This is a genomic window from Nocardia sp. NPDC050710, from assembly GCF_040654375.1.
In the GTDB taxonomy this organism is placed as follows: domain Bacteria; phylum Actinomycetota; class Actinomycetes; order Mycobacteriales; family Mycobacteriaceae; genus Nocardia.
Map to the genome: position 1 here is coordinate 137228 of NZ_JBFAHV010000009.1, position 15645 is coordinate 152872.

The 15645-nt window shown below is 67.5% G+C and carries 17 protein-coding genes; 6 read left to right on the forward strand and 11 right to left on the reverse strand.

What is annotated here, in order from left to right:
- Positions 1-18: 18 nt before the first annotated feature.
- Positions 19-720 carry a TetR/AcrR family transcriptional regulator gene (locus tag AB0H61_RS18195; protein ID WP_357305551.1) on the reverse strand — a complete coding sequence of 234 codons (702 nt, stop codon included), beginning with the start codon at positions 718-720 and terminating at the stop codon, positions 19-21.
- A 90-nt stretch (positions 721-810) separates the two neighbouring features.
- On the opposite strand from AB0H61_RS18195, the gene AB0H61_RS18200 reads away from it, so the two are divergent.
- Positions 811-1503 (forward strand): NAD(P)H-binding protein, encoded by a 693-nt coding sequence (locus AB0H61_RS18200; protein WP_357305554.1) that lies wholly within the window; start codon positions 811-813, stop codon positions 1501-1503.
- Positions 1504-1641: 138 nt separating this feature from the next.
- Here the strand turns inward: AB0H61_RS18200 and AB0H61_RS18205 are convergent, their stop codons facing one another.
- A complete protein-coding gene (locus AB0H61_RS18205; protein ID WP_357305556.1) occupies positions 1642-2349 on the reverse strand; it encodes a hypothetical protein in 708 nt (235 codons plus the stop codon).
- 299 nt (positions 2350-2648) lie between these two features.
- Positions 2649-4118: a 30S ribosomal protein S1 gene (gene rpsA / locus AB0H61_RS18210; protein WP_062987216.1), complete on the reverse strand. Its 1470-nt coding sequence runs from the start codon at positions 4116-4118 to the stop codon at positions 2649-2651.
- A gap of 289 nt (positions 4119-4407) precedes the next feature.
- Here rpsA and AB0H61_RS18215 point away from each other — a divergent pair, with 289 nt between their 5' ends.
- A complete protein-coding gene (locus AB0H61_RS18215; RefSeq protein WP_357305559.1) occupies positions 4408-5256 on the forward strand; it encodes a class I SAM-dependent methyltransferase in 849 nt (282 codons plus the stop codon).
- A gap of 33 nt (positions 5257-5289) precedes the next feature.
- On the opposite strand, the gene AB0H61_RS18220 is transcribed toward AB0H61_RS18215, so the two are convergent.
- On the reverse strand, positions 5290-5880 hold the full coding sequence (locus AB0H61_RS18220; protein ID WP_357305562.1) for a TetR family transcriptional regulator: 591 nt from the start codon (positions 5878-5880) through the stop codon (positions 5290-5292).
- A 43-nt stretch (positions 5881-5923) separates the two neighbouring features.
- Between AB0H61_RS18220 and AB0H61_RS18225 the strand changes: the two genes are divergently transcribed.
- Entirely contained in the window at positions 5924-6820 is an 897-nt protein-coding gene (locus tag AB0H61_RS18225) for an SDR family NAD(P)-dependent oxidoreductase (protein ID WP_357305564.1), read from the forward strand.
- A 104-nt stretch (positions 6821-6924) separates the two neighbouring features.
- Here AB0H61_RS18225 and AB0H61_RS18230 read toward each other — a convergent pair whose 3' ends face one another.
- The 4 genes from AB0H61_RS18230 to AB0H61_RS18245 form a co-directional block, all read right to left on the reverse strand.
- Positions 6925-7125 (reverse strand): cold-shock protein, encoded by a 201-nt coding sequence (locus AB0H61_RS18230; RefSeq protein WP_357305881.1) that lies wholly within the window; start codon positions 7123-7125, stop codon positions 6925-6927.
- An 87-nt stretch (positions 7126-7212) separates the two neighbouring features.
- Entirely contained in the window at positions 7213-7389 is a 177-nt protein-coding gene (locus AB0H61_RS18235; protein ID WP_357305567.1) for a toxin-antitoxin system HicB family antitoxin, read from the reverse strand.
- 9 nt (positions 7390-7398) lie between these two features.
- Positions 7399-8283 (reverse strand): SPFH domain-containing protein, encoded by an 885-nt coding sequence (locus AB0H61_RS18240; RefSeq protein WP_357305570.1) that lies wholly within the window; start codon positions 8281-8283, stop codon positions 7399-7401.
- Between the two features lie 70 nt (positions 8284-8353).
- Positions 8354-9727, reverse strand: coding sequence for an FAD-binding oxidoreductase (locus AB0H61_RS18245; RefSeq protein WP_357305573.1), 1374 nt, complete (start codon positions 9725-9727; stop codon positions 8354-8356).
- A gap of 71 nt (positions 9728-9798) precedes the next feature.
- Between AB0H61_RS18245 and AB0H61_RS18250 the strand changes: the two genes are divergently transcribed.
- Both AB0H61_RS18250 and AB0H61_RS18255 read left to right on the forward strand, forming a co-directional pair.
- Complete coding sequence (locus AB0H61_RS18250; protein WP_357305576.1) at positions 9799-10695, forward strand: LysR family transcriptional regulator; 897 nt, start codon at positions 9799-9801, stop codon at positions 10693-10695.
- Positions 10696-10853: 158 nt separating this feature from the next.
- Complete coding sequence (locus AB0H61_RS18255) at positions 10854-11561, forward strand: respiratory nitrate reductase subunit gamma (RefSeq protein ID WP_357305579.1); 708 nt, start codon at positions 10854-10856, stop codon at positions 11559-11561.
- A gap of 5 nt (positions 11562-11566) precedes the next feature.
- On the opposite strand, the gene AB0H61_RS18260 is transcribed toward AB0H61_RS18255, so the two are convergent.
- Positions 11567-12892 carry a deoxyribodipyrimidine photo-lyase gene (locus AB0H61_RS18260; RefSeq protein WP_357305582.1) on the reverse strand — a complete coding sequence of 442 codons (1326 nt, stop codon included), beginning with the start codon at positions 12890-12892 and terminating at the stop codon, positions 11567-11569.
- A gap of 103 nt (positions 12893-12995) precedes the next feature.
- Positions 12996-13550 (reverse strand): lipocalin family protein, encoded by a 555-nt coding sequence (locus AB0H61_RS18265; RefSeq protein WP_357305884.1) that lies wholly within the window; start codon positions 13548-13550, stop codon positions 12996-12998.
- A gap of 323 nt (positions 13551-13873) precedes the next feature.
- Between AB0H61_RS18265 and AB0H61_RS18270 the strand changes: the two genes are divergently transcribed.
- On the forward strand, positions 13874-14719 hold the full coding sequence (locus AB0H61_RS18270) for a MerR family transcriptional regulator (RefSeq protein WP_357305585.1): 846 nt from the start codon (positions 13874-13876) through the stop codon (positions 14717-14719).
- Between the two features lie 109 nt (positions 14720-14828).
- Here AB0H61_RS18270 and AB0H61_RS18275 read toward each other — a convergent pair whose 3' ends face one another.
- On the reverse strand, positions 14829-15581 hold the full coding sequence (locus AB0H61_RS18275; protein ID WP_357305887.1) for an amino acid ABC transporter ATP-binding protein: 753 nt from the start codon (positions 15579-15581) through the stop codon (positions 14829-14831).
- Between the last annotated feature and the right edge of the window lie 64 nt (positions 15582-15645).

The following is a 15645-nucleotide window of genomic DNA, read 5'->3' on the forward strand; positions in this document are numbered from 1 at the left end:
GTCGGGACGGCCGAGCGCCTAGAGGCCGAGCGAGCGGACCAAGTCGAGCATCTCGGCATGGTAAAGCTTTGCGGGGTCCTGGGATTGGGGACGAAGGTGGCCATAGACCTCGAGCGCGATCAGCCCGTGCATGCGGCCCCACATGCGCAGGGCGAGCGCCAGCGCAGCGGGCGGTAGCTCGGGAAAGTCCGCGCGGACATGATCGACGAGACTCGCATCGAAGTCGGACCATTGGGCGTCGCCGTCGCTCTGGTATCGCGCGGCATGCGGCCAGGCCGCGGCGGTGAGACCGATAAGACCGGTGCAGGCCCGCAATTCGGCGGTGCGCGCGGGACCGCCGGGCGGCGGTTGATATCCGAGCACCGGATCGCCGTAGATCAGGCGGAATCCGGCGGGATCGGCGACGGCCCACGCGCGCACGGTCTCGCCCCACGCGATGATGCGGCCCGCCGGATCGTCCTCGGATATCGCGTCGCGCGCGGCCTCCACCCGATCCACCAGCGCGGTGTACACATCGGAGATCAGCGTGGTGATGAGGTCATCGCGGGTGGCGTAGTAGCCGTAGAGCGCGCCCGCCGTCATGCCCATCTCGCGGGCGATAGCGCGCAATGAGATCGCGTCGGGACCACCCTCGGCCAGCAGCCGCAGTGCAATCGTCTTGATCTCCTGCGTCGCCTCCGCCCTGAGGCGTTCCCGGCGACTTTTCACGACCTCCACCACGGTTGACACTCTACAGCGTTCGTCTACTATCGGCGGTGCTGTTACTGAACAGCGTGTAGTAATTGAACATCGTGTATCTCGAGGAGTAACGTGAAGATCGGAGTATTCGGCGCGACCGGCGTGATCGGCGCGCGCGTCGTCACCGAGGCACAGCGGCGGGACCACGAGGTGACCGCCTTCGCCCGCGATTCGAGCCGATTCCCGGCCGCACAGGACGGTGCGTCCTGGCGGGTGGCGAACTGGCTGGACGCGGACAGCATCGCCGACGCCATTACCGGCCTCGACGTGGTGATCAGCGCGGTGAACGCGGGTCACGGCATCCCCGACACCATCGCCAACGCAGGCAATTTCGTCACCGGCGCGCGAGCCATGCTCACCGCGCTGCAACGCCATCCGGACATCCGGGTGATCACCGTCGGCGGCGCGGGCAGCCTGGAAATCGCACCCGGACTGCAATTGGTGGACAGCCCGGATTTCACCCGCGGCCTCACCGAGGATCTGGGCGTACCCGCCGAGTACCGCGACGTGGTGCTGGCGCTGCGCGAGGCATTGAACCTCTACCGCCTGTCCAACCGCGACTGGACCTACCTCAGCCCGTCCTCGGGCCGGATCAACCCCGGCGAACGCACCGGCCGCTACCGCACCGGCAGCGACCAACTCCTCCTCGGTTCCGACGACATCTCCGCCGAAGATCTGGCGGTGGCCCTCCTCGACGAGGCAGACAATCCGCGCTTCCGGCAACGCCGATTCACCGTGGGCGCCGAGACATCCGACGCGGCATGATAGCCCCGGCCGAAAAGGGCAGCGGCGCAGCCTAATCGGCTTGCGCCGCACCGCGCCAACGGTTCATCCGCTGGCGTACCACGATCGTCTATGCGAATTCCCGTTCGCACCAGGCGATCCCGAAAATGCGGGAGATTCTCATGGACCGAGCGGGGCCGTGGGGAACCATTCGCGCAGCAGATCGGCCGCGGTTTTGCCACCGCGGCCGAAACTCTGGCCCTCGTAGTCCGCTTCGACGATGTACAACGAGCGTTTGGGGTCGTCCGGGAAGCCGATGAAGATCGGCGGGTCGGCGGGGGTGCCGCTGGAGTCGGTGACCAAAAGGGGGCGCGGCACATCGGGGTGGGACATGCGGGTACCAGGGTCGCTCTTGCTCACCCCCATCCGGCTGTCCACGCAACTCTGCGTGCGGCAGTGCCGCATGACGAACGACACCTTGCCCGTCTCGTTCTTGCAGGCGAGGGTGCCGCGTTCGCCGTAATCGGTATTGGTCAGGAAGCCGGAGCAGGTGGTGCCGCCCCAGCCTTTCCCGCCGTTGCCCGCGGATACCAGCCGTGGAAACGCGTCGGCGATCAGCTGCTCCTCCGGATTCCACGGTGATCCGTTGTGCGCCTTGCCGTTCAGCAGGACCGCGACGACAACGCCGACACCGATCACGAGCAGCAGCACCAGCGGGATGATGACGAGCGCGGCGATCCGGCCGCCCGAACTACCCCGGGGCGGCGGGTACGGTGCACCGCCAGGATGCTGCGGCGGGCCGGGAAACTGCGGCGCACCTTGATATTGCGGCGCACCAGGGCCCTGCGGCGCACCCTGATACTGCGGCACGCCAGGATACTGGGGCACGCCAGGATACTGGGGTGTGCCCTGATTCTGAGGCACGCCAGGATGCTGCTGCGCACCCTGATATTGCGGCACGTCCCGCGGCGCAGCCGGATACGGCGACGGTCCCCCGGAATACTCCGCACCACCCGGGAACTGCGGCGCGGGCCCGCCCGGATACCCCGGCTGACCGCCCGATTTCGGATCGAATTGCTGCACGATCTCCCCCACTTTGTTGTCGTCCCGGCGCGCACTCTACCGTTGAACAGCCCGAAGGCCCCGGTCCTTAGCGGACCGGGGCCTTCGAACGTTGCTTACCCGAATCAGGCGTTGCCGGAGAGCTTCTCCCGCAGAGCCGCGAGCTGGGCGTCGCTGGCCAGCGAGCCGCCGGCGGGCTCGGCCTGGCCGGAGGACGCCTGCGCACCACTCTCGGAGGAGTAGTTGCCCGACGCGCCGCCGCCGTTCGCGGCCTCGGCCGCGGCGTCGGCCGCCATCTTCTCCATCTGCGCGGTGTGCATCTTGTGGCGACGCTCCGCCTCGGCGTAGCGGCCTTCCCACTCTTCGCGCTGCTTGTCGAAGCCCTCGAGCCACTCGTTGGTGTCGGGATCGAAGCCCTCGGGGAAGATGTAGTTGCCCTGGTCGTCGTAGCTGTCGGCCATGCCGTACTTCGACGGGTCGAACTCGGCGTGGTAGTCCTCGTTCGCCTGCTTCAGCGACAGCGAGATCCGGCGACGCTCCAGGTCGATGTCGATGACCTTGACCATCGCGTCGTCGCCGACGGCGACAACCTGGTCCGGCACCTCGACGTGGCGCTCGGCCAGCTCGGAGATGTGCACCAGGCCCTCGATACCCTCTTCGACGCGCACGAACGCACCGAACGGAACCAGCTTGGTGACCTTGCCCGGCACGATCTGACCGATCGCGTGGGTGCGGGCGAACTGACGCCACGGGTCTTCCTGAGTCGCCTTGAGCGACAGCGAAACACGCTCGCGGTCCAGGTCGACGTCGAGAACCTCGACGGTGACCTCGTTGCCGACCTCGACGACCTCGGACGGGTGGTCGATGTGCTTCCAGGACAGCTCGGAGACGTGCACCAGACCGTCGACGCCGCCCAAGTCCACGAAGGCACCGAAGTTGACGATCGAGGAGACCACACCCTTGCGGACCTGGCCCTTCTGCAGCTGGTGCAGGAACTCGGAGCGAACCTCGGACTGGGTCTGCTCCAGCCAGGCGCGACGCGACAGAACCACGTTGTTGCGGTTCTTGTCGAGCTCGATGATCTTGGCCTCGATCTCCTTGCCGACGTACGGCTGGAGGTCACGGACCCGACGCATCTCGACGAGCGAGGCGGGGAGGAAGCCACGGAGACCGATGTCGAGGATCAGGCCGCCCTTGACGACCTCGATGACGGTGCCCTTGACAGCCTCGTCCTTCTCCTTGAGCTCCTCGATGGTGCCCCAAGCGCGCTCGTACTGAGCCCGCTTCTTCGACAGGATCAGGCGGCCTTCCTTGTCCTCCTTGGTGAGAACGAGGGCCTCGACCTCATCACCCACGGAAACGACCTCGTTCGGGTCGACATCGTGCTTGATGGAGAGCTCGCGGGAAGGGATGACGCCTTCGGTCTTGTAACCGATGTCGAGCAGGACCTCGTCGCGGTCGACCTTGACGATGGTTCCTTCGACGATGTCGCCGTCGTTGAAGTACTTGATCGTGGCGTCGATGGCGGCGAGGAAGTCCTCGGCGGAGCCGATGTCGTTGACGGCTACCTGCGGCGAGGTGACGGTGGTGGGCATGTGTCGGTTTGCTCCGGACGGATTGTGGTCGGTTGCGGACATTGGAACTTTCGGTACGCTGCGAGATCACCGCGACGATGCGACGACGGACACAGAGGAACGTACCGCACTCACCACTCGTGAAACCCAGCACGGGCGCTCTGTTACTCAGTACTCTGTAACCGTAGGTAGATCGTTACCTTGATTACATCGGTACGCCAGTACAGAAGGCACTCGCTGGTTCAGCGTACGCGACCTTGGTCGGGACGGGCAAACCGGTGCCCACGCCACGCCGGGATATGGTTTTCGCGTGTCGGAAGATCGCCATGCGCAAGCGAATGCACTGCTCGGGACCACGGGAACCGCGCGCACCCGGATCGGTTCGGCCGCCAGTCAACAGGCCAGCCGCCGCTGGTGGGACGCCGACGCCACTCAGTACCACGAAACGCATGCCGATTTCCTGGGCGCCGACTCCCCCGGCGGCGAATTCGTGTGGTGCCCGGAGGGCCTGCACGAGGGCGATATGCACTTCCTCGGCGAGATCGCGGGTAAGCGGATTCTGGAGATCGGCTGCGGTTCGGCGCCGTGCTCGCGCTGGCTGGCGGGGCAGGGCGCGCATCCGGTCGGGCTCGACCTGTCGCGGCAGATGCTCGAGCACGGGGTGGCCGCGATGGGCCGGGGTGGACCGCAGGTACCGCTGGTGCAGGCGGGCGCCGAGGACCTACCCTTCGCCGACGAGTCCTTCGACCTGGCCTGCTCGGCCTTCGGCGCCGTTCCCTTCGTCGCCGATTCCGCCCGCGTGATGCGCGAGGTCGCGCGAGTACTACGGCCGGGCGGGCGCTGGGTCTTCTCGGTGAACCACCCGATGCGCTGGATCTTCCCCGACGATCCGGGCCCCGCCGGTCTCACCGCCTCGATTCCCTATTTCGACCGCACCCCGTATGTCGAAGTCGACGACGACGGCACCCCCACCTACGTCGAGCACCACCGCACGATCGGCGATCGGGTCCGCGAGATCGTCGCGGCGGGGCTGATCCTGGAGGACATCGTGGAACCGGAATGGCCGGAATGGCTGGACCGGGAATGGGGTCAGTGGAGTCCGTTGCGCGGCGAACTCTTCCCCGGTACCGCCATCTTCATCACCCGAAAGCCCGCCTGACCGAGTCCGGCAGCCCCCTCGGCCTTCCCGGCGTCAGCTCGTCGCGGCGGGCCCCAGTTCGGTCAGCAGGGCGGCACGCGCGTTCGCGATATGCGCGGCCAGATCGCCGCCGCTGCGCAACCACACCTCGTAACCGGCGAAGAAACAGGCCATTCCGACCTTGGCCCACAGCAGCGGGCGGACATCGGCGGTCGCGTCGACGCCCATACGGGCTGCGAGATGGCCGGCGACCAACGCTTCGATCGCATTCCGCTTGGCCAGGTCGCGTGCCTGCAACGCCGGATGGGCGGCGATGAGCGCATCGCGCGCCGCGGCCTCGGCCCTGCGGTCGGCGAACCGTTCGACCATCGGGCCGATCACCGCCGCAAGCGTCTGCTCGGGCGTCTCGGTCGCGGGTCGTTCGGCCAGCAACCGGGACAGTTCGGCCCGATGCTCGTCGTCCTCGGCGAACAGTAATTCGTCCTTACTCGCGTAATAGCGATGCAGGGTGCGGGTGCCCACCTCGGCAGCCTCCGCGATATCCGCGATGGTCACCGCGTCGAAGCCGCGCTCGGCGAACAGCCGCATGGCGGCGTCGGCGATCGCGTGCCTGGTCCGTTCCTTCTTCCGATCCCGCAACGACATTCGAGCATTGTCACACAGCGCGTCATATGGCACTCTATGCCATATGACATCAAGTGACAGAACGGTCGTGATCACCGGCGGGACAAGTGGACTCGGGCGCGAATGCGCTCGCGCGCTGGCGGCGGATCCGCGCTGGACCGTCGTCGTCACCGGGCGCGACGCGACCCGCGCCGAGGCGGAAGCGGAGGTCATCGGCGCCCACGGCATGGCGCTCGACCTCGGCTCGCTCGCATCGGTGCCCCGCTTCGCGGACGATCTGCGCGCCGCCGGACTTCCACCACTGCGGGCGCTGGTCTGCAATGCCGGATTGCAGTTCACCCGGCGCGCCTACACCGAGGACGGCGTGGAGGCCACGTTCGGCATCAACCACCTGGGGCACCTCGCGCTGGTCCGGGCGCTGCTGGCGGACCTCACGGCCCCGGCGCGCATCGTTTTCGTCAGCTCGGGCACCCACAATCCCGCGCAATTCACCGGCATGCCGCACCCCTTGACGGCCACACCCCGCGCACTCGCTTATCCCCCGGACGCCACCGAGTCCGCCCAGCGCGACGGCCGTCGCCGGTACAGCACCTCTAAACTGGCCAATCTGCAAACCGCCTACGAACTGGCCAGGCAGCTGGCACCACGCGGCATCACCGTGAACGCGCTGGACCCGGGCCTGATGCCGGGCACCGGACTGGTCAGGGATGCGGCACCCACCACCCAATTCCTGTGGCGCACCGTGGCACGCGCGCTGGTTCTGCTCCCCGGTGTCAATACCGCGCGCACCTCGGGGGCCGACCTCGCCTGGCTGGTCACCGATCCGGGCCTCGACAGCGTGACCGGTCGCTACTTCGTCGGCCGCGCCCCCAAACCGTCCTCGACCGCCTCCTACGACATCGAGGCCCAGCGCACCCTCTACACCGGAAGCCTGGAAATCCTCACCGAACTAGCGCACTGAGGACCCCATTGCCACCGCGGGATCGCGAGGTTGCGATGACATTGCGGACCCGGATAACGGAACCGGCCGCCCACAGGTGTGGACGGCCGGTTCTCCGCCGAAATTCAGAGCGGCCGAACGTTTTCGGCCTGCGGACCCTTGGGGCCCTCCGTCACATCGAATTCGACGCGCTGATCATCGTTGAGGCTGCGGAAGCCGCTGCCTTCAACCGCGCTGAAGTGGACGAATACGTCGGGGGTTCCGTCGTCGGGGGCGATGAAACCGAAGCCCTTGTCCGCGTTGAACCACTTGACGGTGCCTTGCATCGCTCGCTCCTGCCGTTCGGGGATCGCCATTCGATCGCACCCACATACTGCCCGGTCCCACGCGGGAAACTCGGTATTTGCCCGCGCTCATGTTGTGGCGTCGTCATCCGATCGAGTGGGTTTGCGGCCCGCCTGCTCCAGCGCTCGCCGCAGCGCGTACTCGATCTGGGCGTTGATGCTGCGCAGGTCATCGGCCGCCCACCTGGCCATGGCCTCGTGAACGGCCGGGTCGAGACGGAGCAGTAGCTTCTTGCGTTCGACCATGAGCCCGGCTCAGCTGTAGAGCGTGCCGGTGTTGACGACGGGTTGGGTCGCGCGGTCCCCACACAGGACAACCAGCAGGTTGGACACCATGGCGGCCTTGCGTTCCTCGTCGAGTTCGACGACGCCCTGCGCGCTGAGCCGCTCCAGCGCGAGACCGACCATGCCGACCGCGCCCTCGACAATGCGGGTGCGGGCGGCGACAACCTGCGCGGCTTGCTGGCGGACCAGCATGGCCTGAGCGATCTCCGGCGCGTAGGCGAGGTGGGTGATGCGAGCCTCCAGCACCTCGATACCCGCCATCTCGGTGCGTTCCCGCAGTTCGACGGTGAGTTCCTCGGCGACCTCGGCACCGTCGCGCAGGCTGGTGCGGTCGGCGTCGTGCGCATCGTAGGGGTGCGTGGTGGCCAGGTGCCGGACCGCAGCCTCGGACTGGGTCTCCACGTACTCCTCGTAATCGTCGACCGAGAATGCGGCCTTGAAGCTGTCCACCACGCGGTAGACCACCACGGCGGCGATCTCGACCGGGTTGCCGTCGGCGTCGTTGACCTTCAACTTCTGTGTCTCGAAGTTGCGGACCCGCAGCGAGATGCTCTTGCGGTCGGTCAGGGGCACTACCGAGAAGAAGCCGGGTTCACTCACCGAGCCGATGTAGCGGCCGAAGAACTGCACCACCTTCGCCTCATTCGGATTGACCACGGTCAGCCCGGTCGCCAGCAGCAGGAGTACCACCACCACGACGGTCGCCACGACCGCGGCGATCAGCGCGGGCGAGTTCCCGCCGTCCACGGCGGCGACATAGCCGAGTGCGGCCGCGCCGCCGAAGAAGAGTGTGAGGACCAACCACGCCAACAGCACCAGAAAGCCGTTGACGTGGAAAGCGGACCTGAGCTTCATGACATTCTCCCGGTATCAGAGTGATATCACTAAGATAGCAGAGTGCCAGCGCTGCGCAAGATCCGCGAAGTCAGGCGGACGGGCGGATATTGCGGTTGAAACGGAACATATTGCGGGGGTCGTACTGCGCCTTCAATGCGGCCAACCGGGCGTAGGTCGCGGGCGCGTAGCCGGCGCGAACCTGCGCCTCGTCCGAATCCGCGCCCGCACCGTAGAGGAAGTTGAGGCTGTGGCCCAGGGTCCACGGGGCGAGCGCGCCGCGGGTGACATCGTGGTCCGCGGGAATCGCCGCACCACTGCCAGGGGCGGGCATTGTGATGACACGGACCACGTAGGCGGCGTCTCGGTAGTCCACCGCGATCCCCGCGGCGCCCGGCCGCCCCAGTGCACCACCGAGGTGACGGATATCGACCACCGCCCGCACCGGCGCGCCCGGCCCGGCCGTGGCCAGCAACGTGGACACCGTTTCTCCGCTCAGCTCACCGAGCAGCGCATTGGTGGCGGCGTAGGCGTGCGGGTGATCGGGATCGCTGTGGATGGTGTGGGTTTCGGTGTAGGGCATCGCGCGCAGGTCGTCCTTCAATCGCGCACCGACCGCACGCAGTGGCGCGGCCAAACGCTCCCCATCCTCGGCCGGTCCGTCGAAGGCGATGCGAATCGAGGCCAGGTAGCGGCCGCGCAGCGGCTCCGGCACCTGCGGGATATCCGGGAAGGTCAGCATGGTGACGGTCGAGGTCAACTCCTCGGGCACCGTCGCCGTCCACTGCCGCCACGCCTCGAGCGCGGGCTCGACCAGCGAGGTGTCGAATACCAGCTGGCCGCCGTACACCGTGGTCACCGGAATCAGGTCGAGTTCCAGCGCGGTCACCACGCCGAAATTGCCACCGCTGCCGAGCACCGCGCCGAATAATTCGTCGGCGGGAGTCAGCGTGCGCACCCGACCGTCCGCGGTTACCAGTTCGATGGTCCGGACATGATCGGCCGCGTAACCGAATTCTCTGGCCAGCAACCCGAGACCGCCACCGAGGTGGTAGCCGACCACACCTACCGACGGCGAGGAACCGTTCAACGGCGCCAAGCCGTGCGGTGCCGCCGCCTCGATCAGCGCACCGGCCCGTACGCCCGCCGCGACCCGGGCGGTGCGCTCGACCGGATCGACCCGGATTTGGGTCATCCGGCGGGTGCTGATCAGCACGCCGCCGTCGGCCGCGACCGAGAGCCCGTGCCCGGTGGCCTGCACGGCTACCGGAAGTCCTTGACGCGCAGCGTATTCCACCGCAGCCCGGACATCCTCGGTATGCGCGGCGCCGACGACGAGCGCGGGGCGGTGGGTGTAGGTGGTCTGGAAGCCCGCGATCTCCTCCTCGTATCCGGCGTCGCCGGGACGGAAGACGGGGCCGGTGAAGGTATCAGGGTCGATGGTCTGCACTGCGTTATTTCCCATGCCTTCGACGATGCCCGCCCTCGAACCGGAAGTACAACAGATAGTTTTTCTTGTATCTAGAATCAATGGTTATGGAAATGCGCCAGCTCCGATACTTCGTCACCGTGGTCGAGGAGGCCAATTTCACCCGCGCCGCCGCCCGGTTGCATCTGGCCCAGCCCGGCCTCAGCGCCCAGATCCGCCGGTTGGAACGCGAACTCGGCCAGCCGCTGCTGGAGCGCGGCGCCCGTTCGGTGACACTCACCCCCGTCGGCGCCGCGGTTCTGCCACACGCGCGCGCCGCACTGGACGCGGCCGAACAGATCGTCCGCACCGTGGACGACTTCACCGGCCTGCTGCGCGGTCAGGTCCGGCTCGGCTTCGTATCCGGTACCGCGAGCGAGGATTTCGAACTGGCCACGGTGCTGGCCGGATTCCACGAGGACCACCCGGGAGTCGGCATCAGCCTCACCGAACACACATCCGAGCAGATGCTGGCGGCACTGCACCGCGGCGAACTCGATATCGCCCTCATCGGATTGACCGGCGCCGACATCGAGCCCGCCGTCGGCGTCGACGTCGTACTCGACACCGCCATCGTGGCCGCCGTGGCATTCGACAGCGACGCACCCCGCACCGCGATTTCCCTGCACGAGGTCGCACAGCACCGGCTGATCTGCCTACCGCGCGGCACCGGTATCCGCGGCGTCTTCGATCGCGCTTGTGCCACTGCGGGACTGGCGCCCGAGGTCACCTATGAAGCGGCCACCCCACCGCTGCTGCTGCAACTCGCCGCCCACGGGCTCGGCACCGCCATCGTCCCGAAGCTCACCGCGGTCGAAGCCGAGGACTTCGGGGTGCGTACCATCCCCATCGTCGAACCGGAGTTGCGTGGACAGCTGGCGCTGGTCTGGCGACGCGATCGACCGGGGAACCCGGCGGCGAAAGTGCTACTGGGACAACTCCGTATCGCTCTCGGCGGAAGGTGAATCCGGCGGCGGGCCGGACCGATCCGCCGCCACGACACGGCGGGCATCCACCCGGAATCCCCCGCGTGCAGCAGGGTCCTAATACCCTTGTCCGGCGTCCACGTCCGTGCCAAAGTAGTGCGCCCCTGGGACTTCGAATCGGAAAGCGAACTCGACCCATGCCGTCGCTGCTGTGGATCGTCCTGCCCTATGCGGCGTTCCTCTCGTTCGGTCTCGGCCACGTATGGCGCTACCGCCACGACCGATTCCGCGACATCACCACCCTGACCGAGACGGATCGCGCGCATCGCTTGGGGTGGATGGCCTTTCGAACGGGCTTCGCCGTGGTGATCACCGCACGCCTGACCGACTTGATCATCTCGGGCCCACACAGTCACCCCACCGACGCGCTGTATGCCGGGCTCGTCCTGATCGAGGTCGCCGGTGTCCTCGCCGCGACCGGCGCTGCCGTCCTGCTGTTCCTTCCGGATCTGATCGCCGCGCCACCCCGCGCCGGCATCACCCCGCTCGACCGCCTGACCCTGCCCGCCCTGGCGGCCGGTCTGCTGTCCGGGGTGATCGTCCGATTCGACCCCAACTCCACCGCGAACCAATATCGCACCGCCGAAACGCTTTTCGCGTGGGCGCGATCATTGGTCGTCCTCCACCCGGACACCGATGCCATCAGCCACGCACCCTTCATCTACCAGGCCCGCGGCCTGATCCTGTTGCTGATCATCGGAATCTGGCCCTACACCAGGCTTTCGGGCACCTTCGCGGGACCGATCGTCCGGCGGGCACGCCGGTTCGCCATCGCTCGGCGAGCGCGCGGCGCCGCTCCCGACGCAGTGGCCGGTCGGATGCGGGCAGCGCGCTTCTCCAGCTGATCCGGCTACATCCCGACGCAGTCGATGATCGGCGCGGGATAGTCGGCGGGATCGACGTTCGCGCGCCATGGCGTCAGCGCACGACGGCCGGGAAGATCGGCGAGTTCGGGAATCCAGCGCCGCACGTACACGCCGTCCGGGTCGTAGCGCTCGGCTTGCCGCACGGGGTTCAGCACCCGGTTGGGGCGGGTATCGGTGCCGGTACCCGCCACCCACTGCCAATTGAGCTGATTGTTCGCGATATCCGCGTCGACCAGCCAGCGCAGGAAGTGAGAGGCGCCGATCCGCCAGTCCACCCGCAGCGATTTGACCAGGAAACTGGCGGCGATCAGCCTGGCTCGCCCCGGCATCCAGCCCTGCGCCCGCAACTGGCGCATCCCGGCGTCGACAATCGGGAATCCGGTACGCCCCGCGCGCCAGGCGGCCACGGCCCGCGGATCATCGCGCCACGCGATGGGCCGATCACGGTAGGGCCGCCATGCGGCGTCGGGCCGGGCGGCGAGCACCTGGTGGTGGAAGTCGCGCCAGGCCAACTGCCTGGCGAACGCGTGCCCACCCTCGGTCGACAGGTCGACCCGATGCACCAGCTCCACCGGGGACACACAGCCGAAATGCAGATACGGCGACAGCCGTGAGGTCATATCGGCCGCGAGATCGTCGCTGCGCCGGTAATAGTCGGCGATCGGCCCGGCGAGCCAGTCGCGCAGGAGTTTTCGCCCGGTGGTTTCGCCGCCCACCTCCAGCTCCGGTGAGCTCGCCCCCGCGCAGAGCTGCGCCGCTTCCGGCAGCGGCGCGCTGGTAATCCGGGGCATGGCGAGTTCTCGTGGCTTGCGCAGCGGAGTACGCCGATGCGCCTGCGCCCACCGCCTGAAGTACGGGGTGAAGACCGCGAAATGGTCGCGGCCGGTGGACGGGAGCAGTTCCTCGGGATCCACGGCGGTGATCGAGGCGGTATGGGTGTGCAGCAGACAGCTCCGGCGCGCCAATCGCTCGCGCAGCGCGTCCTCGCGCCCGCGGCTGTATCCACTCACATCGGCGGCGATATGCACGCTGTCGGCGTGGACTTCGGCGGCCACCCGATCCACCTCGTCGACCACCTCACCGCGCCGCACCACCAATCTGCCACCGATGGCACGCAATTCGGCATCGAGCTCACCGAGCGCCGCCGCCAGGAAACGGGCCCGATTCGGGGAGACATGACGCCCGGACAGTATCCGCTCATCGACGACGAAAAGCGGTACCACCGTCACGCCTTCGCGATGCGCCGCGGTGAGCACCGGATTGTCGCGCACCCGCAGATCATGCGTGAACAGGGCGATCGTGATGGTCATCGGTCAGCACTCCTCATCGTTGTCACGGCCGACCGCCCACAATGGCGGCAGGGACCGTGCCGTACGTCCGTCGGCGCGGGGCGCACATGGCATGCCGAAAAGGTCACGTCGAGCACAGTGGCGCGATATCGCCGCGCCCGCCGGTGGTCGGAGAGGTCAGGTATGAACATGTGTTCTGCCCCGCCGTCTCGATCGCGGCGCGGATCCTGTTCCACTGCTGCGCGTCGAGCGCGGGTTCACGGGAGAGCACGAATCCGGAAATACGGCTCGGATCGGTGACGAGCGCCCACGAGTAGTCCGGACCGAGTGCGGTCACGATGTAATTGGTCGGCCCGTCGAGGCGATCCTGGGTCGGCACTCCGGGAAAGCTGACATGCAGTTGCGCACCCGTCTCCCGGTCGTTGATCGTCGCGGTGCCGGTGATGTCGTTGACCGTATTCGCCCAGGTGGTGCAGCGGTTGTACACCGAGATGTTGCCCTGCGGGTCCAGCGCGTAGGTGGCCCGGGTATCGCGCGCGCAGGCCAGATTGAAGTGCTGCGGCACGGCGGCGAGTTGATACCAGGTGCCGAGGTATCGATCGAGGTCGAGCTCGGGCACCGGCGCGGGTGCGGCGACCGGTTCGCCCGGCGGCGCGGCGACGGCGCTTGCGGTGGCGATCGTGGCGCAGACGGCTGCCGCGCAGAGCCCGGCTACGAGGCGACCGGGGCGGCGAAACGTTCGATCGGGGATCACGCGAACTCCTGAGAATCGGCGACGAAGACCACTATAGCGGATAACGATGCATAATCGATGCGTTAGGACCTCGGAGATCGCATGGGATATCGCAGGCTCCCCCGCAGCATCGGTGGCGCAGTTCCGCGCCGCGACCGCCCTGCCGACGATGGGGCGGTGAACACCCCGTCGGAGGCCCACCGCCGCACGCGACGCGCGGGCGCCCGGCCATGACGAATCGCGGGAACGCGACCGGGCAGAATAATGTGATGACCGCCGGTTCCGCCCCGACCTCCGACGCGGCCGGATTTACGGTGCGCGCGGTCGCCGATCGGCTCGGCATACCGACGGCGACCCTGCGAAGTTGGAACCGTCGCTACAACATCGGCCCGCCGCAGCAACGACCCGGCCAGCATCGTCTGTATTCCGAGGCCGATATCGCACTGCTGGTACGAATGCTCGGCCTGATCGACGCGGGCGCGACGCCCGCGGGCGCGGCGGCCGCCGTGCGCGGCCCTATTCCCGCGCACGGCGACCGGACAGCACTGCTCACCGCGGCATTCGCGCTGGACGCGAGCACGATGTCCGGCCTGCTCACCGCTCACGTTCGCGAATTCGGCGTGGTGGATACCTGGGATCTGCTGTGCCGTCCCGCCTTTGCCGACATCATCGCCCGTCAGTCCAGTGGCGAGGGATGTATCGATGTCGAGCACGCGCTGTCGTGGTGCATCACCTCCGTGCTGCATCGCACCAGCCCACCACCTGGAACGCCGCACCCGACGGCAATACTGCTGGCCTGCACCAGCGGCGAAAACCATGCGTTGCCACTCGAGGTGCTGCGCGCGGCACTGGCTGAACGCGGCGTCGAAGCCAAGATGCTCGGCCCCGATGTCCCGACCGCCGCGCTCACCGACGCCCTCGCCCGTCAGGAACGACCCGCATCGGTGGTGCTGTGGTCCCAGCAGGAATCGACCGCGCTGACCTCGGCGGTCCGAGCCTGTCTCGGCGCAAGCGCCCGAGTCTTTGTCGGCGGCCCCGGCTGGGAAGAGGTCATACTGCCCGATTCGGCGATCCGGGTCGTGAGCCTCACCGACGCGGTCGATCACCTGGCCTGATCGACCGCATCAACTGCTCGCCACACCCCAACCCGGATATTGAAACGATTCATGATTGATGCGAATGGGCCGGGCGCCCAACGGATGCCCGGCCCACTGCCGTGTCCGCTCAGAGCAACCGCGACAGGAAGGTCTTGGTGCGCTCGTGCTTCGGATTCGCGAGCACCTCACGTGGCGGCCCGGCCTCCACCACCACCCCGCCGTCCATGAACACCAGTTGATCGGCGACTTCGCGAGCGAAGCCCATTTCGTGGGTCACCACCACCATGGTCATACCGTCGGCGGCGAGTTCGCGCATCACCTCGAGCACCTCGCCGACCAGTTCCGGGTCCAGCGCCGAGGTCGGCTCGTCGAACAGCATCAGCTTCGGATCCATAGCCAGCGCCCTGGCGATGGCGACGCGCTGCTGCTGACCGCCGGAGAGCTGGGCAGGGTAGGCATTCGCCTTGTCCCCCATGCCGACTCGGTCCAGCAGCTCATGCGCCCTCGCCACCGCGTCCGCCTTGCGGATCTTCTTGACCTGGGTGGGGGCCTCGATAATGTTCTCCAGGGCCGTCCGGTGCGGGAACAGGTTGAAGTGCTGGAACACCATCCCGATATCGCGGCGCTGCTTGGCCGCGTCGCGCGGATGCAGCTCGTGGAGCTTGTCACCCTTCTGCCGATACCCGACCAGATCGCCGTCGACATACAACCGGCCCGCATTGACCCGCTCCAGGTGGTTGATGCACCGCAGGAAGGTCGACTTACCGGAGCCCGACGGCCCGATGAGACACAGCACCTCACCGCGGGCGACCTCCAGCGAGATGCCCTTGAGCACTTGCAATGCGCCGAAGCTCTTGCAGACCCGGTCGGCGACGATCATGGGCGGCCGCGAGGTCTGCTCGACCGCGGGTGCGCTCTCGTCGGCGTCTTTGGAAAGTTCGGGG